The sequence below is a fragment of the Curtobacterium sp. MCJR17_020 genome, from assembly GCF_003234365.2.
In the GTDB taxonomy this organism is placed as follows: Bacteria; Actinomycetota; Actinomycetes; order Actinomycetales; family Microbacteriaceae; genus Curtobacterium.
In genome coordinates this window covers 2,358,479-2,382,331 of sequence record NZ_CP126260.1, presented here as the reverse complement: position 1 = coordinate 2,382,331, position 23,853 = coordinate 2,358,479, and the positions used below count along the sequence as shown (strand labels likewise).

19 protein-coding genes and 1 other RNA gene are annotated in these 23,853 nt (G+C 70.7%); 10 read left to right on the top strand and 10 right to left on the bottom strand.

The window, feature by feature from the left end; genetic code table 11:
* Window positions 1-2: 2 nt before the first annotated feature.
* From DEJ14_RS11210 to DEJ14_RS11175, 8 genes are all read left to right on the top strand, one after another.
* Window positions 3-1,184, top strand: a complete 1,182-nt coding sequence (locus DEJ14_RS11210; RefSeq protein WP_111086450.1) for a cysteine desulfurase family protein — start codon at window positions 3-5, stop codon at window positions 1,182-1,184.
* A 60-nt stretch (window positions 1,185-1,244) separates the two neighbouring features.
* Window positions 1,245-2,354 carry a peptide chain release factor 2 gene (gene prfB / locus DEJ14_RS11205; protein WP_111086442.1) on the top strand — a complete coding sequence of 370 codons (1,110 nt, stop codon included), beginning with the start codon at window positions 1,245-1,247 and terminating at the stop codon, window positions 2,352-2,354.
* A 61-nt stretch (window positions 2,355-2,415) separates the two neighbouring features.
* Complete coding sequence (gene ftsE / locus DEJ14_RS11200) at window positions 2,416-3,171, top strand: cell division ATP-binding protein FtsE (RefSeq protein ID WP_111086441.1); 756 nt, start codon at window positions 2,416-2,418, stop codon at window positions 3,169-3,171.
* Window positions 3,168-4,082: a permease-like cell division protein FtsX gene (ftsX, locus tag DEJ14_RS11195; RefSeq protein WP_111086440.1), complete on the top strand. Its 915-nt coding sequence runs from the start codon at window positions 3,168-3,170 to the stop codon at window positions 4,080-4,082. Before ftsE ends, ftsX begins: the two co-directional genes overlap by 4 nt.
* An 89-nt stretch (window positions 4,083-4,171) precedes the next feature.
* Window positions 4,172-4,648 carry an SsrA-binding protein SmpB gene (gene smpB, locus DEJ14_RS11190; RefSeq protein WP_111086439.1) on the top strand — a complete coding sequence of 159 codons (477 nt, stop codon included), beginning with the start codon at window positions 4,172-4,174 and terminating at the stop codon, window positions 4,646-4,648.
* Between the two features lie 99 nt (window positions 4,649-4,747).
* Window positions 4,748-5,124: a transfer-messenger RNA gene (ssrA, locus tag DEJ14_RS11185) on the top strand.
* A 160-nt stretch (window positions 5,125-5,284) separates the two neighbouring features.
* A complete protein-coding gene (locus DEJ14_RS11180; RefSeq protein ID WP_146249819.1) occupies window positions 5,285-6,106 on the top strand; it encodes a hypothetical protein in 822 nt (273 codons plus the stop codon).
* A 130-nt stretch (window positions 6,107-6,236) separates the two neighbouring features.
* The gene (locus tag DEJ14_RS11175; RefSeq protein ID WP_220036454.1) at window positions 6,237-7,904 is read left to right on the top strand and encodes an APC family permease; all 1,668 of its coding nucleotides are present in this window, start codon (window positions 6,237-6,239) and stop codon (window positions 7,902-7,904) included.
* Here DEJ14_RS11175 and DEJ14_RS11170 read toward each other — a convergent pair.
* The 3 genes from DEJ14_RS11170 to DEJ14_RS11160 form a co-directional block, all read right to left on the bottom strand.
* Entirely contained in the window at window positions 7,901-9,205 is a 1,305-nt protein-coding gene (locus tag DEJ14_RS11170; protein ID WP_111086438.1) for an LLM class flavin-dependent oxidoreductase, read from the bottom strand. The genes DEJ14_RS11175 and DEJ14_RS11170 overlap by 4 nt on opposite strands.
* 3 nt (window positions 9,206-9,208) lie before the next feature.
* Complete coding sequence (locus tag DEJ14_RS11165; protein WP_111086437.1) at window positions 9,209-10,606, bottom strand: O-acetylhomoserine aminocarboxypropyltransferase/cysteine synthase family protein; 1,398 nt, start codon at window positions 10,604-10,606, stop codon at window positions 9,209-9,211.
* A 172-nt stretch (window positions 10,607-10,778) separates the two neighbouring features.
* Entirely contained in the window at window positions 10,779-11,312 is a 534-nt protein-coding gene (locus DEJ14_RS11160; RefSeq protein WP_111086436.1) for an NUDIX hydrolase, read from the bottom strand.
* 50 nt (window positions 11,313-11,362) lie between these two features.
* Between DEJ14_RS11160 and DEJ14_RS11155 the strand changes: the two genes are divergently transcribed.
* Window positions 11,363-12,076: a M50 family metallopeptidase gene (locus DEJ14_RS11155; RefSeq protein WP_111086435.1), complete on the top strand. Its 714-nt coding sequence runs from the start codon at window positions 11,363-11,365 to the stop codon at window positions 12,074-12,076.
* A 13-nt stretch (window positions 12,077-12,089) separates the two neighbouring features.
* Here the strand turns inward: DEJ14_RS11155 and DEJ14_RS11150 are convergent, their stop codons facing one another.
* The 3 genes from DEJ14_RS11150 to DEJ14_RS11140 form a co-directional block, all read right to left on the bottom strand.
* The gene (locus tag DEJ14_RS11150; protein ID WP_240347339.1) at window positions 12,090-12,203 is read right to left on the bottom strand and encodes a Rax2 family protein; all 114 of its coding nucleotides are present in this window, start codon (window positions 12,201-12,203) and stop codon (window positions 12,090-12,092) included.
* Complete coding sequence (gene glmS, locus DEJ14_RS11145; RefSeq protein WP_111086434.1) at window positions 12,203-14,017, bottom strand: glutamine--fructose-6-phosphate transaminase (isomerizing); 1,815 nt, start codon at window positions 14,015-14,017, stop codon at window positions 12,203-12,205. The genes DEJ14_RS11150 and glmS overlap by 1 nt, the downstream gene beginning before the upstream one ends.
* Before the next feature lie 413 nt (window positions 14,018-14,430).
* Entirely contained in the window at window positions 14,431-17,127 is a 2,697-nt protein-coding gene (locus DEJ14_RS11140; protein WP_111086433.1) for a helix-turn-helix transcriptional regulator, read from the bottom strand.
* A 487-nt stretch (window positions 17,128-17,614) separates the two neighbouring features.
* Between DEJ14_RS11140 and DEJ14_RS11135 the strand changes: the two genes are divergently transcribed.
* On the top strand, window positions 17,615-19,105 hold the full coding sequence (locus DEJ14_RS11135) for an MFS transporter (protein WP_111086432.1): 1,491 nt from the start codon (window positions 17,615-17,617) through the stop codon (window positions 19,103-19,105).
* Between the two features lie 59 nt (window positions 19,106-19,164).
* Here DEJ14_RS11135 and hisN read toward each other — a convergent pair whose 3' ends face one another.
* The 4 genes from hisN to aroA form a co-directional block, all read right to left on the bottom strand.
* Window positions 19,165-19,947 (bottom strand): histidinol-phosphatase, encoded by a 783-nt coding sequence (gene hisN, locus DEJ14_RS11130; RefSeq protein WP_111086431.1) that lies wholly within the window; start codon window positions 19,945-19,947, stop codon window positions 19,165-19,167.
* An 18-nt stretch (window positions 19,948-19,965) separates the two neighbouring features.
* Window positions 19,966-21,138, bottom strand: coding sequence for an ABC transporter permease (locus DEJ14_RS11125; protein ID WP_146249818.1), 1,173 nt, complete (start codon window positions 21,136-21,138; stop codon window positions 19,966-19,968).
* 216 nt (window positions 21,139-21,354) lie between these two features.
* Window positions 21,355-22,428 carry a ribosome small subunit-dependent GTPase A gene (rsgA, locus tag DEJ14_RS11120; protein WP_111086429.1) on the bottom strand — a complete coding sequence of 358 codons (1,074 nt, stop codon included), beginning with the start codon at window positions 22,426-22,428 and terminating at the stop codon, window positions 21,355-21,357.
* A gap of 4 nt (window positions 22,429-22,432) precedes the next feature.
* On the bottom strand, window positions 22,433-23,830 hold the full coding sequence (gene aroA, locus DEJ14_RS11115; protein WP_111086428.1) for a 3-phosphoshikimate 1-carboxyvinyltransferase: 1,398 nt from the start codon (window positions 23,828-23,830) through the stop codon (window positions 22,433-22,435).
* Window positions 23,831-23,853: the final 23 nt, after the last annotated feature.

Below are 23,853 nucleotides of genomic sequence, written 5' to 3'. Positions count from 1 at the left end.
AGATGCCGGTCTACCTCGACCACGCCGCGACGACGCCGATCCTGCCGGAGGCGCTCGCCGCGTTCACCGACGCGCTCGGGACCGTCGGCAACCCGTCCTCGATCCACAGCGCCGGGCAGCGCGCCAAGATGCTGCTCGAGGACGGCCGCGCCGCCGTCGCCCGGTCGCTCGACGCCGACACCGTCGAGGTCGTGTTCACCTCCGGCGGCACCGAGAGCATCAACCTCGCCGTGAAGGGCCTGTTCTGGGCTCGTCAACGCGACCGTGCCCGCCCCCGCATCGTCGTCCCGGGTGGCGAGCACCACGCCACCGTCGACACCCTGACCTGGTTGGAGACGCACGAGGGCGCCGTCGTCGACGTGGTCCCGTTGGACGCGCAGGGTCGCGTCGACCTCGTCGGACTGGAGGCACGACTCGCCTCCGCCGACGACGTCGCCCTGGTCACGTTCCTGTGGGCGAACAACGAGGTGGGCACCATCCAGCCCGTGTCACGGATCGTGGAGCTGGCGCACGCCGCCGGCGTGCCCGTGCACAGCGATGCCGTCGCCGCCTACGGCCAGGTGCCGGTGTCGTTCGCCGCGTCCGGCCTCGACGCCCTGAGCGTCTCCGCGCACAAGGTCGGCGGACCGGTCGGCATCGGTGCGCTGGTGCTCGGGCGGAAGGCCACAGTCGAGCCCCTCATCCACGGCGGGGGGCAGCAGCGGCAGGTGCGGAGCGGCACCCAGGACGCCCCCGCTGCAGCATCGTTCGGCGTCGCGGCCACGATGGTCGCCGCCGAGCCGATGCCGCACCCGTCGCTCGTCGCCCTGCGCGACCGGCTCGTCGCCGGAGTCCGTGCGGCCGTGCCGTCCGCCGTCCTGATGGGCGACCCCGACGACCGGCTGCCCGGCAACGCGCACTTCACGTTCCCGGGCTGCGAGGGCGACTCGCTGCTGTTCCTGCTCGACGCGGCCGGGGTCGCGGTGTCGACCGGGTCGGCGTGCCAGGCCGGCGTTCCCGAGGCGTCGCACGTGCTGCTCGCGATGGGCCTGTCGGAGCAGGACGCCCGCGGCGCGCTCCGGATCACGCTCGGACACACCTCGACCGATGACGACGTCGACGCCTTCCTGGCGGCGTTGCCGGACGCGGTCGCGCGGGCCGGGGCTGCGGGCATGGCGTCGCGGGAGCCGCTGCTGGGGCGGTAGAGCGCCCGCCGGCGGCGGTGCGACGCCGACCGGCCTGCCACGCCGGTAGGATCGGTGACCATGGTCGAACTGGACTTCACCGAGCAGCTCTCCGCCCTCCGAGAGACCTTCGGCAACATCCGCTCGGTGGTCGACGTCGACCGCCTGCAGCGTGAGATCGCCGACCTCAGCGAGCAGGCGGGCGCCCAGGACCTCTGGGACGACGTCGAGCACGCGCAGCAGGTGACGAGCGCGCTCTCGCACCGGCAGTCGGAGCTCAAGAAGATCACCGACACCGAGCGACGCATCGACGACCTCGAGGTGCTGGTCGAGATGGCGAACGAGGGCGACGACCAGGACTCGGCGGACGAAGCCGTCGCCGAGCTCAAGGCGATCCAGAAGACGATGGGCGACCTCGAGGTGCAGACGCTCCTCGACGGCGAGTACGACGACCGCCCCGCCGTGATCACCATCCGGGCCGGGGCCGGGGGCGTCGACGCCGCGGACTTCGCCGAGATGCTCATGCGCATGTACCTCCGGTACGCCGAGCAGCACGGCTTCAAGACCACCGTGATGGAGACGTCCTACGCCGAAGAAGCGGGCATCAAGTCCGCCACGTTCGAGGTCGACGCCCCCCACGCCTTCGGCACCCTGTCGATCGAGGCCGGCACCCACCGACTCGTCCGCATGTCGCCGTTCGGCGCCGCGGGCAAGCGGCAGACCTCGTTCGCCGCGGTCGAGGTCATCCCGCTCATGCCGGAGACGATGGTCATCGACATCCCGGAGAACGACATCCGCGTCGACGTCTTCCGCTCGTCGGGCCCCGGCGGGCAGTCCGTCAACACGACCGACTCCGCGGTCCGTCTGACGCACATCCCGACCGGCACCGTCGTCTCGATGCAGAACGAGAAGTCGCAGATCCAGAACCGTGCGGCCGCCATGCGCGTGCTGCAGTCGCGCCTGCTCCTCCTGAAGAAGGAAGAGGAGAACGCGAAGAAGAAGGAGCTCGCCGGCAACATCACGGCGAGCTGGGGCGACCAGATCCGGTCCTACGTGCTGGCGCCGTACCAGATGGTCAAGGACCTGCGGAGCGAGCACGAGGTGAACAACCCCTCAGCCGTGTTCGACGGCGACCTGGACGGCTTCATCAACGCCGGCATCCGCTGGCGCAAGCAATCCGTCGACGCGTAGGGGTTCGTGAGCCGCGCGCCTCGCTTGCTTTCCAAGCGGGGCGACCTACCCTGATCCGGTCATGATCAAATTCGACCAGGTCACCAAGGTCTACTCGGGCAACCCGAGTCCGGCGCTCGACAACCTCACCCTCGAGATCCTCAAGGGCGAGTTCGTGTTCCTCGTGGGCGCCTCGGGTTCCGGCAAGTCCAGCTTCCTGCGCCTCGTGCTCAAGGAGGAGAAGCCCTCCCGCGGCCAGATCCACGTGCTCGGGCAGCGCCTCGGCTCCCTGGCGTCGCGGAAGGTCCCGTACTTCCGGCGCAACCTCGGCGTCGTGTTCCAGGACTTCCGACTCCTGCCCAACAAGAACGTCTTCGACAACGTCGCGTTCTCGCTGCAGGTGATCGGCAAGAGCAAGGGCTTCATCAGCGAGGCCGTCACCGACGTGCTGAAGCTCGTCGGTCTCGCGGGCAAGGCGACCCGCATGCCGCACGAGCTCTCCGGTGGTGAGCAGCAGCGCGTGGCGATCGCCCGCGCCGTCGTCAACAAGCCGGCGATCCTGCTGGCCGACGAGCCCACCGGCAACCTGGACCCCACCACGTCCGCCGGCATCATGGCGCTCCTCGAACGCATCAACCAGGGAGGCACCACTGTGCTCATGGCGACCCACGACGCCAGCATCGTGAACCAGATGCAGCGTCGGGTCATCGAGCTGTCGAACGGCACGGTCCTCCGTGACGAGCAGTCCGGCGGCTACCAGACCCAGGCGGTCCCGATCCAGCGCGGAACCGTCTCGAACACGACCGGCATCCAGACCATCCCGGGGCTCATCCGATGAGGCTCGGGCTCGTCATGTCCGAGGTCGGCTCGGGCCTGCGGCGCAACGCGTCGATGGTCGTGTCCGTCGTCCTCGTGACCTTCATCTCGCTCACCTTCGTCGGGACCGCGATCCTGCTCCAGATGCAGATCAACCAGATGAAGGGGTACTGGTACGACCGGGCGCAGGTCGCCGTCTACCTGTGCACCGACACCGACACCACCGGCAACTGCACGGGTGCCAAGGCCACCGAGGACCAGCGGAAGCAGGTCCAGGCCCAGCTCGAGTCGTCCACCCTCAAGCCGTACATCGAGAAGACGTACTACGAGGACCAGGACCAGGCGTTCACCCGCTTCAAGGAGCAGTTCAAGGACTCGGCGGCGACAGAGTTCGTCAAGCCCGAGTACCTCAACGAGACGTTCTGGGTGAACCTGAAGAACCCGTCGCAGGCCGACGTCCTCGTCGAGAGCCTGTCGAAGGTCGCCGGTGTGCAGAGCGTCGTCGACCAACGCGGCTACCTGCAACCGATCTTCAACCTGCTCAACGCGTCGTCGTACACGGCGATCGGCATCGCGGCGCTCATGCTCGTCGCCGCCGTGCTCCTCATCGCGACCACGATCCGGTTGTCCGCCTTCAGTCGCCGGCGAGAGCTCGGCATCATGCGGCTGGTCGGTGCGTCGAACCGGTTCATCCAGACGCCGTTCGTGCTCGAGGGGGTGATCGCCGCCGCCATCGGAGCCGTCCTGGCGGGTGGTGCCATCACCGCCGTGGTGTGGTTCTTCGTCCGGAACTTCCTGGCCGAGCGCTTCACCGGCACGGCGTTCATCGGCATGGGCGACGCCGCCATCGTGGTGCCGTCGGTGATCGTCATCGGGGTGTTGCTCGCCGCGGTGTCGGCGTCGATCGCCATCCGCCGCTACCTCAAGGTCTGATCCGCCGCGCCGGGAAGGTGCGTGCGGCGTCCGCTGTTGGGTAGTCTGTAGGGCTGCGCAGTGCAGTGCCCGGAACGAGAGGAGTCGTCATGGCGAAGGAACGCGGTGAGAAGATCGTCGCGACGAACCGTCGCGCCCGACACGACTACCTCATCGAGGACACGTACGAGGCCGGCATGGTCCTGTCCGGCACCGAGGTGAAGTCCCTGCGCATGGGTCGTGCCTCGTTGGTCGACGGGTACGCCTACATCGACCGGGGCGAAGCCTGGATCGATGCGGTGCACATCCCCGAGTACACCGAGGGCACGTGGAACAACCATTCACCCCGGCGCAAGCGGAAGCTGCTCCTGCACAAGCAGCAGATCGTGAAGATCTCGCACAAGACGTCACAGGGCGGCTACACCCTCGTGCCGCTGCAGATCTACTTCCACGACGGTCGTGCCAAGATCGAGATCGCGGTCGCCAAGGGCAAGCGCGAGTTCGACAAGCGTCAGGCCATGCGGGAGAAGACCGACAAGCGTGAGGCCGAGCGGGCCATGCGCACGAAGAACCGCGTCGGCGAGTAGCGCGTCACACCTCGGTCAGCTAGACTGAGGGACTGCTTCATCGGAGCAGACGCGACACAACTCAACAGCGTGACAGCGGCTCGCACGTCCGGCCCGCATGGGGATGATCGGTTTCGACATTGCCTGTGTGCCGACGGGAAGCGGGCCGAGGACCCACGGTTATCTCGTGAACGATCCGTGGAAAACAACAAGTGCCAATTCCAAGCGCACTGACTTCGCTCTCGCTGCGTAAGCAGCCCAGCACATGAAGTCCGTCGGCCAGGTGACCGTCCCCTAACCTGATCCCGGCGTCATCCAGAGGACTTGCTGCACGGTTGCGCCTCAGGGCCGTGCGGGACTTGCACTGAGACTGGGCCCGTCGTCCTAGAAGCCGGTAGCAAAGGACGGGGCCGAGCAGAACGAACCATCCGGATACGCCCGTAGAAGACGTCGAATTGCAGCGATGGACGGGGGTTCGATTCCCCCCATCTCCACCATTCGCCGGTCGTCGAGCCGCTGTCACCACGTGTTGCACGAACGCCCCGTCACCGTCCCTGGACGATGCCGGGGCGTTCGCTGTCTCGCCACGTCAGGGGACTACGCTCCGGGGGAGGCGCAGGGAAACGCCCGCGCCGACCCCGAACGGAAGGCCCCCACGTGGTGCAGGAGATCGCGATCCGAGTCCGTCTGCGCGAACAGGAGCGAGTGGTCCTCGCCGACTACGAGCGGATCGTCGGGTCCGTCGCGACGGTCGCTGCCCTCGCCGCCTGGTTGCCCACGCCCGACGCTCGCCTGGTCGTCCGCGGCCGGGGTGCCGAGCCCGTCCGCCTCGAGACCGTCACCTACGGTTCGGTCGTCGAGATGCTCGTCGTGCTCGACCAGCGCTCGACTGCTGTCGAGCGGGGTGCTGCAGCGATCGCCGCGCTGATCGAGTCGGTGCGGCACGAGCACGTCGCGGATGACGTGGCCGGGGTCGCCGGTGAGCTGGACCGCTTGGACCGCGCTGCGCCGCGTGGGCGGTCGGTCGTCGAGCGGACGCTCCGCACGTTCCTCGAAGGGGCTCGGGCCGACGTCCTGGCACGCAAGACCACGACCCGGGTGCGGACCGCGCAGGCGCTGCTGCGGCTCGCCGAGGACGATGCCGTGCTCACCGTCGAGCGGGTCACCGACGCGCTCGCTCCCGTGCTCGAGGAACACGTGGTGGACGTCACGCTGGACACGGGTTCCGCCGTGGTCGTCGAGCCGATCGACGGGGTCGAGTCGCCGGAACTGGCCCCGGTCCTGCCGCTGCCCTCCGGGGAAGCGCAGCAGAAGCAGCATGCGGGTGACGGCAAGAAGCTGCAGAAGGACGAGAAGAAGCCGTCCAAGAAGCAGGACGACGGCAAGAAGAAGCAGGAAGACGGCAAGAAGAAGAAGTCCGACAAGAAGAAGTCCGACAAGAAGAAGAAGTCCGACAAGAAGAAGAAGTCCAAGAAGTAGCAGCCTGAGTGCTTATACAGCACAATTGTTTCCGGCGTGTTAAGAAATTCGGCCAACCCGCTGTCCCGGTGCCAGAGTCGATGAGCGCGACCCCCGTTCGTGGGGTCCCGCTCACTCGACGGGAGCAGCAGTGGCTACAACGACGACGCCGGCGTTGCCGGACTCCGGCCTCAAGCGGAACGTGGGCTTCATCGGGCTCATCTGGGCCTCGACGGGCTCGATCATCGGCTCCGGTTGGCTCTTCGGGTCGCAGGAGGCCCTGAAGACCGCCGGGCCGGCCGCGATCATCTCGTGGCTCATCGGTGGTGTGGCGATCCTCGTCCTCGCCCTCGTGCACGCCGAACTCGGCGGCATGTTCCCGATCGCTGGCGGAACGGCGCGGTTCCCGCACATCGCGTTCGGGGGCATCGCCGGTGCGTCGTTCGGCTGGTTCTCCTGGTTGCAGTCCGTGACCGTCGCCCCGATCGAGGTCGAGGCGATGATCAAGTACGCGCAGCACTGGCAGTTCGCGCACCCGTGGCTGCACACCACGACGGTGGACGGGGAGACGCAGCAGCTGCTCACCGGCGCGGGCATCGCGGTCGCCGTCGTCCTCATGGCGGTGGTCACCGTGATCAACCTGCTCAGCGTCCGGATCCTCGCGAACACGAACTCGGCGGCGACGTGGTGGAAGGTCGCCATCCCGCTGCTGGTCATCATCGTGCTGGCGTTCAGCGGGTTCCACGGCTCGAACTTCACGGCGGCCGACGGCTTCATGCCCGAGGGGGCCAAGGGGGTCCTCGCGGCCGTGTCCACCTCCGGCATCATCTTCGCCTTCCTCGGCTTCGAGCAGGCCGACCAGCTCGCGGGTGAGGCGAAGAACCCGCGACGGGACATCCCGCGTGCCGTCATCGGCTCGGTGCTCATCGGGCTGGTGATCTACCTGCTGCTGCAGGTCGTGTTCCTCGGGGTGCTCCGGTCGGACGCGATCCAGGGGTCCTGGGCCACGGCCGACTTCACGAAGTACACGGGGCCGTTCGCCGACATCGCGATGGCAGCGGGCATCACCTGGCTGGCGGTGGTCATCTTCATCGACGCGATCATCTCGCCCGCGGGGACCGGGCTGATCTACGTGACGGCGACGAGCCGCATCTCCTACGGACTCAGTCGCAACGGGTACTTCCCGAAGGCGTTCGAGTGGACGACGAAGCAGGGCGTGCCGTGGGTCGGGCTCGTCACGGCGTTCGTCGTCGGGTGCGCGTGCTTCGCACCGTTCCCGTCGTGGCAGGGGTTGGTGAGCCTCATCACGAGCGCGTCGGTCCTGATGTACGCCGGTGCCCCGTTGGCGCTCGGTGCGTTCCGGAAGCGGATCCCGGAGATCGAACGTCCCTACCGGATGCCCGCCGCTGCGGTGCTGTCGCCGATCGCGTTCATCGTCGCGAACCTCATCATCCTGTGGACCGGGTGGGACACCGACTGGAAGCTCGGCGTCGCGATCCTCATCGGTGCGGTGGTGATCGTCCTGAACAACGTGTTCCGTGGCCGGTCGAGCGTCCGGCCGCGATGGGACTGGAAGGCCGCACAGTGGCTGCTGCCCTACCTGATCGGCATGGGACTCATCGTGTTCCTCAGCGACTTCGGTCCGCTGACGCACCCGGTGTTCCCGCTGTGGATCGACATCGTCGTCGTCGCGGTGTTCTCGCTGGTGGTCTACTACTGGGCGATCAACTCCGCGTCGGACCGTGCGGAGATCCTCCGCACGGCCGACGACGTCCGTGACGTCGAGGAATCAGGCGTGGTCGAGCCGGTCCACCACTAGAAGTCGAACAGGTTCGCCCGGATGCCCCCGGCGCCGTACTCCCGCCGCAGGAGCCCACGGCGCCGGAGCACCGGCACCAGGTCGCCGAACATCCGGTGGATCTGCGCCGGGTGCAGGTCGCCCGAGAAGATGATGCCGTCGTTGTCGGCGTCCGACCCGAGCTCCTCGATGAAGTCCGCGAACTCGTCGGCGGTCCCGACGAAGCCCTCGCGCGAGGACACCCGACCCTTGCGGGCCTTGCGTTCCAGAAGCGCACGCAGCGGGGCGTCCGGGGTGTCGCCGAGCAGCCCGCGGATCGTGCCGGCGGAGACGTGGTCACCGAAGGTCCCGTCCGGCACGGGAGCGTCGAGGTCGAGCGCGAGCAGGTCCGTCTCGGAGTCGCTCGACCACGCGATCGCCGCGGTCCGCAGGTCGTCGTCGGACGGATGCCTCGAAGCGGACACGATCCGGTCGGCTTCCTCGGGGGACGACACGATCTCGGGCTTCAGGACGAACAGGATCCGCAGGGAGTCCGCGGAACGCCCGGCGACGGCGGCCGCGGAGACCACCCGAGCGCGGTAGTCCCGCACAGCCGACGCCGACAACGGCGCGAGCGCGAGTTGCACGTCCGAGTGGGTGCCGGCGAACGCGAGGCCCCGACCGGAGCCACCGGGGGAGACGACCACCGGGTCCGAGTCGAGCGGCAGTGCGTTGAGCGGACCGTCGGCGGTGAAGTGCTCGCCCTCGTGGTGGAAGGCGTCGAGCGCGTCACCGTCGGCGAAACTCCAGTCCGATCGGTTCCCGATGAACCCGGATCCCCACGACCCCCAGAGCCGGCGGAGCAGCGTGATCCACTCCTCGGCCCGGTCGTAGGCCTGGTCGTGCGGCAGCGGCGGCAGACCGGCGTGCCGGGCACTGCCGACGTCGGTCACGACGTTGATGCCGAGCCGCTCGGAGGAGAGGTGCGCCAGCGTGGCGAACTGTCGTGCAGCCAGGTACGGCGGGGTGAACCCTGCGTTGACGGTCGGCGCGATGCCGATGTGCGAGGTCGCCGCGAACAGGTACGGCGCGAGCAGCAGCGGGTCGTGCTTCGGGCCGCCGTACGCCTGGCGGATGCGCAGGTCGAGCGTCGACGGGTTGCCGAGCGAGATGGCGTCCTCGGCGATGACCAGGTCCATGCCGGCCTGCTCGAGCGTGCGGACGGACTGCTGGTACAGGTCGGGCTTGGTCCAGTCGTGGCCCCAGTCCCAGTCCGAGCGCCCCCACGCCTGCGGGCCGAACCCGCGTGAGAAGAAGTACCCGAAGTGTTGCGGTCGTGCCATCGTCTAGAGCTCCTCCGAGATCACGTGCGTGCCTGGGACCGAGTGTTCCAGGGACGCGCGCTCCGCGTCGGACGCGCCACGGGCCTCCAGACCGACTCTGCCGTCTGCAGAACGCAACGCGGCGAACCCGCGCTCCAGGTCGCGGAGCAGGTCCGCGACGTCCTCGATGCCGACGGACAGCCGGATCAGGCCGTCGTCGATGCCCTGGTCGGCGCGCTCCGCGGCGGTCTTGCCGGCGTGCGTCGTCGTCGCGGGGTGCAGGATCAACGAGCGGACGTCGCCCAGGTGGGTCATCCGGCTGAACAGCTGGACGCTGTCGATGAAGGTGTGCGCGGCGGCTTCGCCGCCCGCCAGCGTGAACGCGAAGACGGAGCCGGCCCCGCGCGGCAGGTAGCGCTGGGCGAGGTCGTGGAACGGACTGGAGGCCAGACCCGCGTGGTCGACGCTCGTCACCTCCGGCTGTGCTTCCAACCACTGCGCCACCGCCAGCGCGTTCGCGCTGTGGCGTTCCACGCGCAGGCTCAGCGTCTCGATGCCCTGGCGGATCAGGAACGCGTTGAACGGCGACGGGGTGGGGCCGATGCGCGAGGCGACGACGTCACGGGCGAAGACGACGAACGCCCGGTTGCCGTAGCGCTCGACGTAGCTGTCGCCGCCGAGCGACCGCTCCGGGCTGGTGAGGTGCTGCCAGCGCTCGGGGGAGGCGGACCAGTCGAACGTGCCGCCGTCGACGACCACGCCGCCCAGACCCGCGCCGTGGCCGGACAGGAACTTCGAGGCCGAGTGGATGACGATGTCGGCGCCGTGCTCGACCGGGCGGACCAGGTACGGCGTCGCCAGCGTGTTGTCGACGATCAGGGGGACGCCGGCACGGTGCGCGGTGTCGGCGACGCCGGTGATGTCGAGGACGTCGTTCTTCGGGTTCGGGATCGTCTCGGCGAAGAACGCCTTCGTGTTCGGGCGGACGAGCCGTGCCCACTCGTCGAGGTCGCGCTGGTCGGCGACGAAGTCGACCTCGATGCCGAGGCGGCCGAGGTTCTGCACGAGCAGCCCCTTGGTGCCCTCGTAGATGCTGCGGGCGGCGACGACGTGGTCGCCGGCCTGCAGGAGGCCGAGGAACGCGATGGTGGCCGCCGCCTGGCCGCTGCCGACGAGGATCGCCTCGACGCCCCGCTCGAGCAGGGCGACGCGGCGCTCGACGTCGGCGTTCGTCGGGTTGCCGAGGCGGGTGTAGGTGTAGCCGTCCTCGGTGCCGGCGAAGCGGTCGCGCGCCTGGTCGAAGTCGTCGAACAGGAAGCCGGAGGACATGTGGATGGCGGGGATCCGTGCGCCGTGCCCTGCGTCGGGCACGAAGCCGCCGTGCACCTGTTCGGTCGAGAAACCGTGATCGTCGTTCGCCATGGGACACCTCCGGGAGTCGTCTGGCGGTAGCCTCGCAGCCTTCGCTGCGTGGACAGGCGATTGCGGCGTTCCGTTACGCGGAACGGGGGCTGCGCACCTGCTTTTCGACACGCCACGAGTCGATCACCGCGTGGATCGTCGCGGACGTCGTGCGAGCACGACGCGCGAGCCGTCAGCCCCGGTACCCGACCGATGCGACGGCCGCCGACAGTCGGCCGGGCAGCCCCGGCGGGATCTCGGCCGGCAGGGCGTCGAGCGCGAACCAGCGGACGTCGTCGCTCTCATCGCTGACGGCCGTCACCACCGACGGGTCGGCGAGGGCGACGAAGCCGACGTCCCAGTGCGCCGCGCAGGTGAACCCGCCGCCGAGCTCGTGCCGGTCCAGGTCCGCGATGCGGCCGTCGAGGAGTTCGAGGTCGGTGATGCCGGACTCCTCGCGGGCCTCGCGACGAGCGGCGTCGGCCAACGAGGCATCCGACGGCTCGAGGTGCCCGCCGAACTGCACCCAGAAGCCGCCCTTGCGGTGCAGGCAGAGCAGCACCCGGGCCAGGTCCGGCGAGAACACGAAGCACGACGCGGTGAGGTGCTCCGGGCCGCCGTCACGCCACAGGGAGGCATCCCCTCCGGCGGCGACGAACGCGGCGAACGCATCGCGGTGCCGATCGTCAGCGGTGGCGAGGGCGGTGGTGACGATGTCGAGCAGCACCGCACCATCCTCCCAGGTGTGATGACGGGCAGGGCTGCGATGCTGGTCCCTTGACCACCGCAGCCCCGCCCCTCGTGTTCGTCGCGCTCGTCGTCGGCGCGCTCCTGCCGTTCCTGCCGCTCGTCGGACGTGTCGCCCGGATCGCCGCGACCATCGCTCACGAGGTCGGGCACTGCATCGTCGTCGTCCCGTTCGGTGGCCGCATCCAGCGCATCGACCTGCACCCGGACGGCTCCGGCGAGGCCTGGGTCCAGCTCGGTCGGGTCCCCGGCGGCATCCGCTGGCTCGTCCGGATCCTCAACCTCTACGCCGGGTACAGCGCACCGCTCTGGGCCGGGGTGCTGCTGGTCACCGGGGTGCTGCACGGCTCGCGGTGGCTGCCCGTCGCCGTGCTCGGTGTGATCGGGCTCGTGGCGCTGGTGTTCGTGCGGAACTGGTTCGGGCTGCTCGTCGTGCTCGGGTTCGACGTCCTGGCGCTGTGGGTGGCACTGCGTCCGTCCGAGACCACGGTGCTCGTGGTCGCCGCCGTCGGGGCGTTCTTCGTCGTCGACGGACTGCGGTCGGTCGTGCAGGTCGCGCGGTGGCTGCTCACCGGTGCCCGCGTGCAGACGGACTTCCACATCGCCGCGGCCGAGATGCGGGTGCCGGCCGGAGTCTGGTTCGTGCTGTTCGTGCTGGTGAACGGCATCGCGGTGTGGCTCGCACGGGTCCCGCTGCTCGAGGTCTGGGACACCGTCGTGGCGGGCGTGCGCGCGCTGGTCTGACCGCGCGCCGGGGTCAGCCCAGGACGGTCGGCCCGGCCACCACGACGACGAGCACCGTCGTCATGGCGATCGCGAACGCCGTGAGCACGACCAGGAACGTCGTCAGGTGGTTCATCCGACCGCGCATCACTCGACCGTCACCGACTTGGCCAGGTTGCGCGGCTTGTCGACGTCGCAGCCGAGCTGCAGCGCGAGTTCGCGGGCGAGCATCTGCAGCGGCACGACGGCCTCGAGCGGACCCCACGGCGCCGCCATGGCGCCCCAGGCGAGTCCGCCGGTGCCGCGGCTGCCGAGCGCCGGGATGTCCGACCCGTCGCCGCCGATGGTGATGACGAACCCGCCGCGGGCCCGGACCTCGGCGATCGCCGACTGGATCTTCGGCTCGCCGTGGTCGATCACGACGACGGGGGTGCCCTCGTCGACGAGTGCGAGCGGACCGTGCTTCAGTTCACCCGCGGGGTACGCCTCGGCCCAGCGGTAGCTGAGCTCCTTGAGCTTGAGTGCGCCCTCGGCGGCGTACGGCAGGCCGGCACCGCGGCCGAGGAACAGGAAGCCGGTGGCCTCCTTCACGCTCGACACCAGGAGCGGCATCCGGTCGGCGGACACCTGCGTGGCGTGCTCGATGCGTGCCGGCAGGTCGAGGAGCTCGTCGACGAGCGCGTGGGCACGTGCGACCTCGATGCGGCCGGACGCCACGAGTGCGGAGATCACCGCGGCGACACCGACGACGACCTGCGCGGTGAACGTCTTCGTCGCGGCGACACCGATCTCCGGACCCGCGTGGCAGTCGAGCACGGCGTCGGCGCGACGGGCCAGCGAGGAGTGCACGTTGTTCGTCAGCGCGAGCACCGGGTGGCGGTCCTCGAAGCGGTCGAGCGCGCGGAGGACGTCGGCGGTCTCGCCGGACTGGCTGATCGCGACGACCAGGGTGTCGGGGCCGAGCACGGCCTGGTCGGCCTCACTGGCGACGACGATGTCGGTGGGGACGCCGCCGATGCCACGCAGCGCGGTGGCGATCACCTGGCCGGCGTTGAGCGAGGTGCCGCACGCGACGATCGCCAGGCGCTGGAAGGCGGGCAGCCCGAGGCCGACCCACATGCTGCCGTCCGCGGTGCGGCGGGCGATGCGGTCCAGGATCGTGCTGACGACGTCGGCCTGCTCGCCGATCTCCTTCGCCATGTGGTCGGGGTGGTCGCCGAGGTCCAGCGCGGTGGCGGCGAACGGCGACGGGGTCGGGAACGGCACGGGCACGGTGATCCCGTTCGACGACCAGGTCCAGGCCTCGCCGAGCTCGACGACGTCACCGTCGCGGAGCGCCACGAAGGTCTCGCACCACTCGGCGATCGCACCGATGTCGCTCGCCACGAAGTCGCCGCGGGCGGACCGGGCGACGACGAGCGGAGAACGGTCCGCGGCCACGACCATCCGGCCGTCGCGGGCGTCGAGGACGACGATCGCCCACGACCCCTCGAGCTGCGCGGTCGCGATCTGCACGGCGAGCATCAGGTCCGGGTCGACGGCCAGGGCGCGCTCGACGAGGTGCGCGATGACCTCGGAGTCGACCTCGGAGCGGAACCGGTGGCCCTGCGCCGTGAGCATGTCGCGCAGGCGCTCGGCGTTCTCGATGATGCCGTTGTGCACGATGCTGATCCGGCGTGAGCAGTCGGCGTGCGGGTGGGCGTTCGCCTCGCGCACGGCGCCGTGCGTGGCCCAGCGGGTGTGGCCGATGCCGACGCCGGTCAGGGCGTCGCCGGACCGGGCGGCGACGAGCGTGCGCAGGTCCCCGACGCGGGAGACCGATCGGATCGTCTCGGTGCGTCCGGCGGCGGTCCGGACGGCGATGCCGGCGGAGTCGTAGCCGCGGTACTCGAGTCGTTCGAGTCCGTCGAGCAGGTAGGGCGTCGCGTCGTCAGACACGCGGGCCGCGATGATGCCGCACATCGGCTGTCCCTTCGGGGGAACGGGGTGGGGGAGTGGAGCGGGGGTTCGGCACCGACCGCCGTCGGGTCTGCCGCGCGTCCGGGTCCTCGCGGTCCTGACCGGCGCCCGTCCTCGGATCAGGCGAGGACGGACGACGGAGTGGGTGGGCCACGAGGTTCGGGTACCGGACGGGGTACCGCGGTCTGGCCCCTGGGGAGGGGCACGGCGGTCGGTGCATGAGAAGCCTCACCCCGCGACGCCGCCACGGCAACAGTCGTCGACTGCTCTTGCGGTTCCCCGCGTGCGGGGGACGCCGCGGTGCGGTCGCGTGCGGACTCCCGCAACGCGCGCCGCGTTCTGACCATGGAAAAGACGGACGGGAGGCCCGGTACCAGCTGGTACCGGGCCTCCCGTCCGTCTTGTGCTCGCGTCGACTACGTGAGCAGCGCGACCAGGTGGGAGCGCGACCGCGCGCCCACCTTGCGGTAGATCTGCGTGAGCCGCAGCTCCACCGTGCGCTGCGACATGAACAGCGACGACGCGATCTCGCGGTTGCGGTAGCCCTCCGTCACCTTCTGCACCACGGCGCGCTCCTCGGCCGTGAGCGAGGTGAGCACCGCGGAGGCGTCCGGAGCGCTCCGGGGCGTCCCCGGCATCGACGCGGACAGCACCGGTGCGGACCGGAGCGACGGCCCCGTGCCGAACGGCGGCATGGCCGCTGCCGGTGCGGGGGTGACGAGGGGACGGCGCATGCCGGCCGCCTCGTACGCTGCCGCTGCCGCCGCACCGAGACGCGGACGCTCGGCGGGGCTGCCGACCGTCGCGAGGGCCGCGAACGTCCGTGCCCGCTCGAACTGCGAGTCGTGCGGCTGGAACAGCTCCAACGCGCGGCGACGGGCGGTGTCACGGGTGGTGTCGTCGGCGACGAGCGCGAGGCTCCTCGCCAGCACGAGCGCACCCCAGCGACCCGGTCGGGCGTGGTGGTCCGCAGCGAGCCGAGCGGTGATGGTGCGGGCGTCGTCGATCCGTCCGAGGCGTGCGTACGCCTCGACCAGGTCGCCGAGGTGCCGGAGCACCGCGGGGTTCCGCAGGGACCGGCCGATGGCGTCCGCCGCTTCGAGTGCGGCGGCTGCCTCCTCCAGTCGGCCATCGAGCAGCAGGACCCGACCGCGGAGCGCGTGCAGCTTCGCCGTCGCGCCCCACAGGCGGCTCGTCGAACGCTGCTCGAGGCACCGGTCGACGACGGCGAGGGCCTCGGCCGAGCGCCCCTCGGCGAAGTGCCGCCAGGCGATCGCGATGGCCCGCGACGGCTCACGGAGCCGCTCGACCACCGAGGATCCGGCTTCCCACACGTCGATCGCGCGGAGCGCCTGCCGGAAGTTCCCGGAGCGCACCTCGTTCTCGGCGGTCAGGTAGCGGGCTGCCTCGATCCACACCGGCGCCGTCTGCGGGCCGCGGGCGAGGACGAGTGCGAACACCCGACGCGCGCTCCGGTACCGCTCGGCGATGCTCAGCGCGTGGGCGAGGAGCAGCAGGGCCGGGTCGGACATCGCCAGCAGCACCGACGTCGCGAGTCCGTCGTGCAGGTCGGTGTCCGACGGCAGGGTGCCGTCGATCGCGGCGATGAGCTCCCGCGCGGTCGTCGTGATCTCCACCGTGTGCGGAGACGCCGACGCCTCGAGGGGCTCGACGCGGTGCAGCAGGTCCTTCGCCTGGTCGAGCTCCCACGCCTCGGCTCGGAAGCACGCCACCATGGCCATCAGCCCGGCGACCGCGTCCACGTCGGCCGGCTCGGTCGCGTCCACCGACACGAGGAGTTCGTCCGCGTGCACGGCGTCGCCGCTGAGGTACTGCGCCGAGTACTGCAGGCGCAGCCGGCGGACCTCGTGCGCCGTCGTCCGGAACGGACGGAGCGCGGCGAGGTAGCGCGCGGCGAAGCCGAGCAGCCGGTTGCCGAGCAGGGCCTCAGCGACGCCGAGCAGCGCGACGAGCTCGTCCTCGGTGCCACCACCGACGTGCAGGGCACGCTCGGTGAGGGCGATCGCGGCGTGCACGTTGCCGTCCACCACGTAGGACCGTGCGGCGCTGAGCAGCGCGACCACGTCGGGGACGTCGTCGACGAAGCTCCGGTGCCACGCGGCTGCCCGCGGGTCGGACTCGGCGCTCGCCGTGGCCAGCGCGGCGTGCGCCGCGCGGCGGTCACGGGCGGGCATCCGCCAGTACAGCGCGGACCGGACCAGGGGGTCGCGGACCGTCACGCTCTGGCCCCGCACGGTGGCGAGGCCTGCTCCGACCAGGTCGTCCAACTCGTCGCGGTCCCAGGCCGTGGTCTTCGCGACCGGCACCAGGGCGAGTTTCGCGAGGACGTCCAGATCTCGTCCCGCGGCGGACCCGAGTGCGAGGGCTGCGAGGGCCTCGGTCGTCGGAGTGGGTCGGAGCGGGAGCACGATCGGCTCCGCGCCGGCGAGCTGCTCGCGGCTGAGCACCGCGAGTTGTTCGCGGAGCGCGCCGGGGTTGCCCCCGGTCTCCGCGGCGAGGACGGCGAGGACGCCGTCGTTCGCTTCTTCCGGTGCCATGGTCCGGGCGAGGATGAGTGCCTCGTCGGACGGCAGCGGCTCGATGCGGAGCGCCGGCAGGGCCGCGAGCGGACCGTCCGACGGCACCGAACGGACCGTCGCCACGACGCGCAGGGCGGTGCCTGCGAGTCGGCCGGCGAGGAACGCGATGAGCTCCTGGCTCTCGACGTCCATGCGGTCGAGGTCGTCGATCAGCACGAGCGTCGGCGGCAGGGTGAGGGCGTGCACGGCGTCGAGGAAGTCGTGCGCCGCCGCCAGTCCGGCGGTCACGGGGACCGCCGTCTCACCCGTCTGCAGGAGATGGGCGATGTGGGCCGTCGCACGGGGGTCGTCGAGCGCGGTGAACAAGGAGGTCACGCCGGCCAGCGGCCAACGGGATTCACTCCCGTTGACACCGACCCGCACGACGGGGAGGGAAACGCGGTTCGAGACCGCGTCGAGGACGCTGCTGCGTCCGGAACCAGGGTCGCCGACCACGACCATCGCGGACTCCCGAGGGAGTACAGCGAGGGTCGCGATCCGGTCGACCTCGAGACGTCGACCGGTGAGTGCCATGACTCACCGGCCTCCGGGCCCGGAAGCGGATCCTGCGGAGAGGTCGTCGGCGAACGCGGTGAACGCTGCGACGGGGCGCCGTGAGGCGGACCGGACTGCTGCACGGTGGGTGGCCGTGTCGGAGTGCGGACGGATGGCGGCGACTGCGCGCGCGCCGGAGCTGTCGTGGATTGAATGCGGTCGACGAGTGAGGGTGCACTCGGTTCCGCTCGGGAACGATGATGTCATCGTCTGTATCACCCCTCGGGTTAGGGTCTTCGGACGAACACGGGAGGCCGTGCACGTGCACTCGGATCTAGGGAATCCAGGTGCTTGCGTGACCTTCCGTACGAGCACGATAACTCAGGTCCTGGCCATCTGAGCCGCCCCGCGCACCGCGTATCCGGCAACGGTGCCCCCAGTCCGGGGGGCCATGACGAGGGGGTGTCACCCACCCGTGGGGTGGGTCTCGCCCGCCCGGAGGCCGGTCGGTGTACGAACGATGGTGATGTCCAGCGCTGACCCGACCGACGCCCGCCTCGACGACCGCACGCGCTGGAGGGCCTTCGCCGTGTGCGTCGCGGTGGCCGCCCTGACGATCCTCGACCTGTCGAAGGTCAACGTCGGGCTGCCGTCGATCGAGAAGTCCCTCGACGCCACCAGTTCGTCGCTGCAGCTCATCGTGGCGGGGTACGCGCTGGCGTTCGGCCTCGCCCTCGTGCCCGCCGGCCGGCTCGGCGACCTGAAGAGCCGCCGTGCCCTGTTCATCATCGGGCTCGTGGCGTTCACCGTGTCGAGCCTGCTCTGCGCCGTGGCGCCGACCATCGAGGTGCTCATGGTCACGCGGATCCTGCAGGGCTTCGCCGCCGGCACCCAGATGCCGCAGGTGATCGGGCTCGTGCAGCAGTTGTTCCGGGGCCCGGAGCGCGGACGGGCCTTCGGGCTGTTCGGCGCCATGATCGGCATCTCGACGGCACTCGGCCCGACGATCGGCGGTGGCCTCATCGCGATCGGCGGCGAGGAGAACGGGTGGCGGCTGCTGTTCTGGATGAACGTGCCGCTCGGGCTCGTCGCGCTGTTCTTCGCGATGCGGCTGCTGCCCAAGGGGGCGCAGGGTCAGGCGAAGGACCGCGAGCTGGACATCGTCGGCATCCTGCTGCTCGGCGCCGCCATCATCACGCTGATGCTGCCGTTCGTGCTCACCACGGGTGCCGGCGACTCCGGTGCCCGGTGGCTCTGGCTGATCGCCTTCGTCGTGTTCCTCGGCCTGTTCGTGCTCTGGGAGGTCCGGTACAAGCAGCAGGGCAAGTCGCCGGTGGTGCACTTCGAGCTGTTCCGGCTGTCGTCGTACCGCAACGGGCTGTCGATCGTGGCCGTCTACTTCGCGGCGATCCCGGCGTCCTTCCTGATGGTGACGCTGTTCCTGCAGGAGGGGCTCGGGCTGTCACCGCTGTTCGCCGGCATGGTGAGCATCCCGTTCGCGGCCACGAGCGCCGTGGGGTCCTACATCGGCGGACGGATCGTCGACCGGGTCGGACGGGCCCTGGTGGTCTTCGGGCTCTTCATGGTCGTCGTCGGCTTCGTGCTCCTCATGCTCGCCGCGGTGCTGACCCCGCCGGAGATCACGCCGTGGGCGATGGCCGGGGCGTTCCTGGTCGGCGGGCTCGGCGGCGGGTTCGTGGTGTCGCCGAACCAGACGCTCACGCTGGCCGAGATCCCCGTGGAGCAGTCCGGGGTCGCCGGGTCGATGCAGCAGCTCGGGCAGCGGGTCGGCACGGCGATCGGTACCGCGGTGGCGACGAGCATCTTCTACGGGATCGTGCGGGGTGCTGCTGCCGGTTCGGGCGGTTCCGGCGGGAGTCGGCTCGATGCGTACCACGACGCGTTCCGGAGCGGCACGACGTTCACGGTGTCGCTGATGGCGCTCGCGCTCGTGCTGGCGGTCGGGGACCTGGTGGTGCGGCGTCGCGCTGCCCGACGCGAGGCCGCGACGGCCTGATCGACTCGGAACGACACCGTCGACGTCGCCCGACGTCGACGGTGTCGTTCTGCGTCGCGCTAGCGGCGGATGACCTCGACGACGGCGTCGTGCACCAGGCCGTTCGTCGCGAGTGCACTGCCGTGCCAGGCCCCGGGGTCGCCGTCGAGCGAACTGAAGCGCCCGCCGGCCTCTTCCACGATGGGCACGAGGGCTGCGATGTCCCACGGCTTCAGGTCGGGTTCGCCCGCGATGTCGATGACCCCCTCGGCGACCAGCATGTACGACCACATGTCGCCGTAGGCGCGCGTCCGCCAGACCTTGCGGGACAGGTCGACGAGGGACTCGAGCCGGTCGTCGTCGTCCCACTGCTGGATGCTGTTGTAGCTCAGGCTCGCGTCGGACAGGTCAGCGACACCGGAGACGCGCAGCTCGCCGTCGAACGAGTGTGCGCCGAGCCCCTCGGCCGCCCACCAGCGCTTGCCGAGCGCCGGGGCGCTCACGACGCCGAGCACGGGGCGGCCGTCGACCGCCAGGGCGATGAGCGTCGCCCACACCGGCACGCCGCGCAGGTAGTTCGCGGTGCCGTCGATCGGGTCGACGACCCACTGACGGTGGCCCTCGCTCGTCGCTTCGGCGCCGGTGTCCGCCGTGGTCTCCTCGCCGAGGAACGCGTCGTCGGGCCGTTCCGTCGCGATCCGCTCACGCAGGGCGTGTTCGACGGCCTGGTCGGCGTCGGTCACGTGCGTGCTGTCGGCCTTCTTCGAGACGTGCAGGTCGGCGGCGCGGAACCGCTCGAGGCTGATCGTGTCGGCGATGTCGGCGAGCGAGCGGGCGAAGTCCAGGTCGGCGCTGAGGTCCACGGGTCGAGCGTAGCGGGGCTACGCGGCGACGACCTCTTCCTCTTCGAGGCGGGTGACCTCGCGCTCGCGGGCGATGCGGGTGCGGCGGGCGACGAGGCCGTGCACGACCACGCAGAGCAGGACGGCCGCGGCGAGCCAGAGCGCGAGCACCAGGGACGACCGGCCGAGCGAGGCGTCCGGGAAGTACTGCAGGTCCTGAGCCGCCTGCAGCCACGCTGCGCCGCTCCAGAAGGAGTGGAGCGCGGAGAAGAACCCGGGGACGAACGACGCCTGGAAGATGCCGCCCGACGACGTGAAGTTGAGCATCACGAACAGCATGGTGAGCACGGGCGTGGTCCACCGCCCGAGGACCGGGTGCAGGCCGACCCCGATCGCGACGATGATCGCGTCGTAGAGCCAGGCGAACAGGAACACCTGCCAGTGGTGCGTGGTGATGACGCCGTAGATCGGCCCGGCGACGATGATCCCGATGCCGGCGACGACCCCGGCGGTGGCGAGCCCGACCACCGCGGTCCACACCGCGCGGAGCTTCGTCGCGACGGACGCCACGGCGATGGCCGATGCGTAGCCGCCGACGCTCAGTGCGACGAGCAGGAAGAACAGCCCCTGGCCGGTGCTGTCCTGTTCGCCCGTGGGGACGACGTCGACGACGCGGAACGGCACGTGCTGCTCGTAGGCGATCGGCAGGAAGACCTTCTGCGCGGCGCTCGCGGTCGTCTCCGATGCCGCGGTCGACACGTAGAGCGTCGCGCCTGTGGTGGTCGGGGCGTAGACGGCGGCCAGGTCGCGGTCGCGGATCTGCCGCTCGGCGTCCTTGGTCGACGCGACGACGTGGGCGACGAGGGCGCCGTCGGACTCGTCGGTGACGGTCTGCGCGAAGACCTGGGTGGCAGCGGCCTGCCCGACGATGCCGACCGGCAGTTCCTTCGGTGCGGGGGCGTGGAAGGCGCCGAGGTAGGCGAGGCCCATCCCGGCGGCGAGGAAGAGCGGCACGAGGATGTGCGTGGCGAAGGTCAGGAGCACGCGTCCGAGGCCGGCGGGCCGCAGGACGCTGTCGGTGCGCTGCGGTCGCGGTGCTCGTGGGGACTTGTGGGTGGGGGAGTGGTGCGCGTGCGACGTCGTTGTCGTGCTCGAGGACGGGGCGTCGACGGCGGGGGTCGGCGCAAAGTTGTACTTTGCAACTTCAGACACGAGGGTTCACTGTACAACACCGCTGCACACTTGTCGACGCGTGCTGGGTGGGTGGGACGCAGCCTCGCCCGAGCGCCCTCCGCCGAGGTTCCACAACATGCCGCGCGCTGTCCATCGAGGTTCCACGAACGGCCCGATCTGCCGCCGAGATGTGCAGATTTCGGAACCTGGACGGGTGCGACGGGGTGCGGCGACGGGCGCGACGCGCGCGCCGGGCTACTCGAGGCCGGGGTCGGAGGCGCCCATGCCCGTCAGGAGTGCGCGGAACGAGTCGAGCCGTTCGACACCGGTGGCGCCGAGCTCGCCGTCCTGCACCCGGTCGACGATCTCCCAGTCGTGCGCCTGCGCCAACGGGATGTCGTCCCGCGCGGGCCGCACCGGGATCGCGTGCGAGGCGAACGCGCGGAAGACGTTCGCCGGGTCGACGTGCCCGAGGCCGAACGACCGCACGCCGGGGGTGTCGATGATCCAGCCGCCGTCCCGCACCCGCAGCGCGATCGACGACGACGAAGTGTGCCGCCCGCGCCCGGTCACCGAGTTCACGACGCCGATCGCCCGCGTCGACCCGGTCAGGGCGTTCACGAGCGTCGACTTGCCGACACCGGAGTGCCCCACGGTCACGGTGACCTTGTCGTCGAGCAGGTCGTGCAGGGCCTCGAACGGGACGTCGTCGGACCGGCTCGTCACGATCCGCAGGTCGAGGCAGGCGAAGTGCGCCAGGAACGGGGCCGGGTCGGCGAGGTCGGTCTTCGTGATGCAGAGGATCGGGTCGAGCCCGGCGTCGAACGCGGCGACCAGGTAGCGGTCGATGAGCCGGGTGCGAGGCTCGGGGTCGGCGGCCGCCACGACGATGAGCATCTGGTCGGCGTTCGCCACGATGACGCGCTCGACCTCGTCGGAGTCGTCGGCGCTGCGGCGGAGCAGCGTGGTGCGCTCGGCGACCTTCACGATGCGCGCCAGTGATCCGGGGTCGCCGGAGACGTCGCCGACGAGCGACACGTGGTCGCCGGTGACGACCGACTTCTTGCCGAGCTCGCGCGCCTTCGTCGCCGTGATGACGTGCTCGGATCCGGGATCGGAGCCGGACTCCGTCCCCACCAGCACGCCGAACCGCCCACGGTCGACGTTCGTGACCCACCCCACGGGCGCGTCGTCGTACGTCGGCCGGGTCTTCGTGCGGGGCCGGTTGCCCTTCGGGTTCGGACGCACCCGCACGCTCGACTCGTCGTACTGTCCGTACGGCTCGTCCGCGTCGGAGTCGTCACCGTCGACGTCGTCCCACCAGCTCATGCGCTCAGACCCCGCTCGGAGCCGGGTCGACCGCGCCGGAGGACTCCACCAACGCCGCCCACAGTTCGGGGAACTGCGGCAGCGTCTTCGCCGTGCACCCGATGTCGTCGACGGCGACGCCGTCGACGACGAGGCCCACGACGGCGCCGGCCGTCGCCATCCGGTGGTCGTCGTACGCGGCCCAGTCGCCGCCGTGGAGCGCGGCAGGCTCGATCCGCAGGCCGTCGTCGAGTTCGTGCACCGCGCCTCCCGACCGGTTCACGTCCGCCGCGAGCGCGGCGAGACGATCCGTCTCGTGCCCACGCAGGTGGCCGATCCCGGTGATCTCGGTCGGCCCGCCGGCCAGCGCGGCCAGCGCGACGAGCGCCGGTGCGAGTTCGCCGCCGCGGCTGAGGTCCAGGTCGAGACCCGGCAAGGAGGCCCCGCCCCGGATCCCGACGCCGCCGTCGACGAGCAGGTCGTCGCCGTCCCGGGCCACGGTCGCGCCCCACAGGGGCAGGAGCGTCTCGAGGTCGGCGCCGACCTGCGTGGTCTCGCGCGGCCAGGTGCGGATGCGGACGGTGCCGCCGGCGACGAGCGCGGCGACCGCGAACGGCGCGGCGTTCGACAGGTCGGGCTCGACCGTGACGTCGCGCGCGGCGATCGGACCGGGGTGGACGACCCACTCGCCGACCGCGGGTTCGTCGACGGTCACGCCGCGGGCACGGAGCGCGGCGACGGTCATCTCGATGTGCGGCAGGCTCGGCAGGCGCTCCCCGACGTGGGTGAGGTGCAGGCCCTCGTCGAAGCGCGGTGCGGAGAGCAGCAGGCCCGAGACGAACTGCGACGAGGCCGACGCATCGATCGACAGGGCACCACCGCGCACCGAACCGGTGCCGGTGAACGCGAACGGCATCGAGCCGTCGCCGTCGTCGGTGACGTCGACGCCCAGGTCGACGAGCGCCCGGATGATCGCGTGCATCGGACGCTTGCGGGCGTAGGGGTCGCCGTCGACGACGACCGGGCCGACCGCCAGGGCGGCCAACGGCGGCAGGAACCGCATCACGGTGCCAGCGAGGCCGCAGTCGACGCGGACATCGCCGTGCATCGGGGCCGGAGTGATCCGGAGGTCGGGCCCGTAGGGGTTCGGCTGCTCGCCCGGTGCCGGCTCGACCTCGTCGATCCCGACGCCGAGCTGCCGGAGCGCCGCGATCATGAGCGCCGAGTCGCGCGAGTGCAGCGGCAGGCGGATGACGGAGGGGCCGTCGGCGAGGGCGGCGAGCACGAGCTCGCGGTTCGTCAGCGACTTCGAGCCGGGCAGCGCGACGTCGCCGCGCAGGGGACCGCGCGCGAGCGGGGCGATCCAGGGGGCCGGGTCCGCGGCGGCCTGTGCACCGCTCTGGGAATGCGTCGTGTCTGCCATCGGTTCACAAGACTACTGAAACG

Excerpts from the sequence above, each read along its gene's own strand:
- DEJ14_RS11210 (WP_111086450.1), top strand. The coding sequence starts at position 3 with ATGCCGGTCTACCTCGACCACGCCGCGACGACGCCGATCCTGCCGGAG.
- aroA (WP_111086428.1), bottom strand. The coding sequence starts at position 23,830 with ATGGCAGACACGACGCATTCCCAGAGCGGTGCACAGGCCGCCGCGGAC.
- DEJ14_RS11140 (WP_111086433.1), bottom strand. The coding sequence starts at position 17,127 with ATGGCACTCACCGGTCGACGTCTCGAGGTCGACCGGATCGCGACCCTC.
- rsgA (WP_111086429.1), bottom strand. The coding sequence starts at position 22,428 with ATGAGCTGGTGGGACGACGTCGACGGTGACGACTCCGACGCGGACGAG.
- DEJ14_RS11150 (WP_240347339.1), bottom strand. The coding sequence starts at position 12,203 with ATGCGCGGTCGGATGAACCACCTGACGACGTTCCTGGTCGTGCTCACG.
- DEJ14_RS11135 (WP_111086432.1), top strand. The coding sequence starts at position 17,615 with ATGTCCAGCGCTGACCCGACCGACGCCCGCCTCGACGACCGCACGCGC.
- prfB (WP_111086442.1), top strand. The coding sequence starts at position 1,245 with ATGGTCGAACTGGACTTCACCGAGCAGCTCTCCGCCCTCCGAGAGACC.
- ftsX (WP_111086440.1), top strand. The coding sequence starts at position 3,168 with ATGAGGCTCGGGCTCGTCATGTCCGAGGTCGGCTCGGGCCTGCGGCGC.
- glmS (WP_111086434.1), bottom strand. The coding sequence starts at position 14,017 with ATGTGCGGCATCATCGCGGCCCGCGTGTCTGACGACGCGACGCCCTAC.
- smpB (WP_111086439.1), top strand. The coding sequence starts at position 4,172 with ATGGCGAAGGAACGCGGTGAGAAGATCGTCGCGACGAACCGTCGCGCC.
- ftsE (WP_111086441.1), top strand. The coding sequence starts at position 2,416 with ATGATCAAATTCGACCAGGTCACCAAGGTCTACTCGGGCAACCCGAGT.
- DEJ14_RS11170 (WP_111086438.1), bottom strand. The coding sequence starts at position 9,205 with ATGGCACGACCGCAACACTTCGGGTACTTCTTCTCACGCGGGTTCGGC.
- DEJ14_RS11165 (WP_111086437.1), bottom strand. The coding sequence starts at position 10,606 with ATGGCGAACGACGATCACGGTTTCTCGACCGAACAGGTGCACGGCGGC.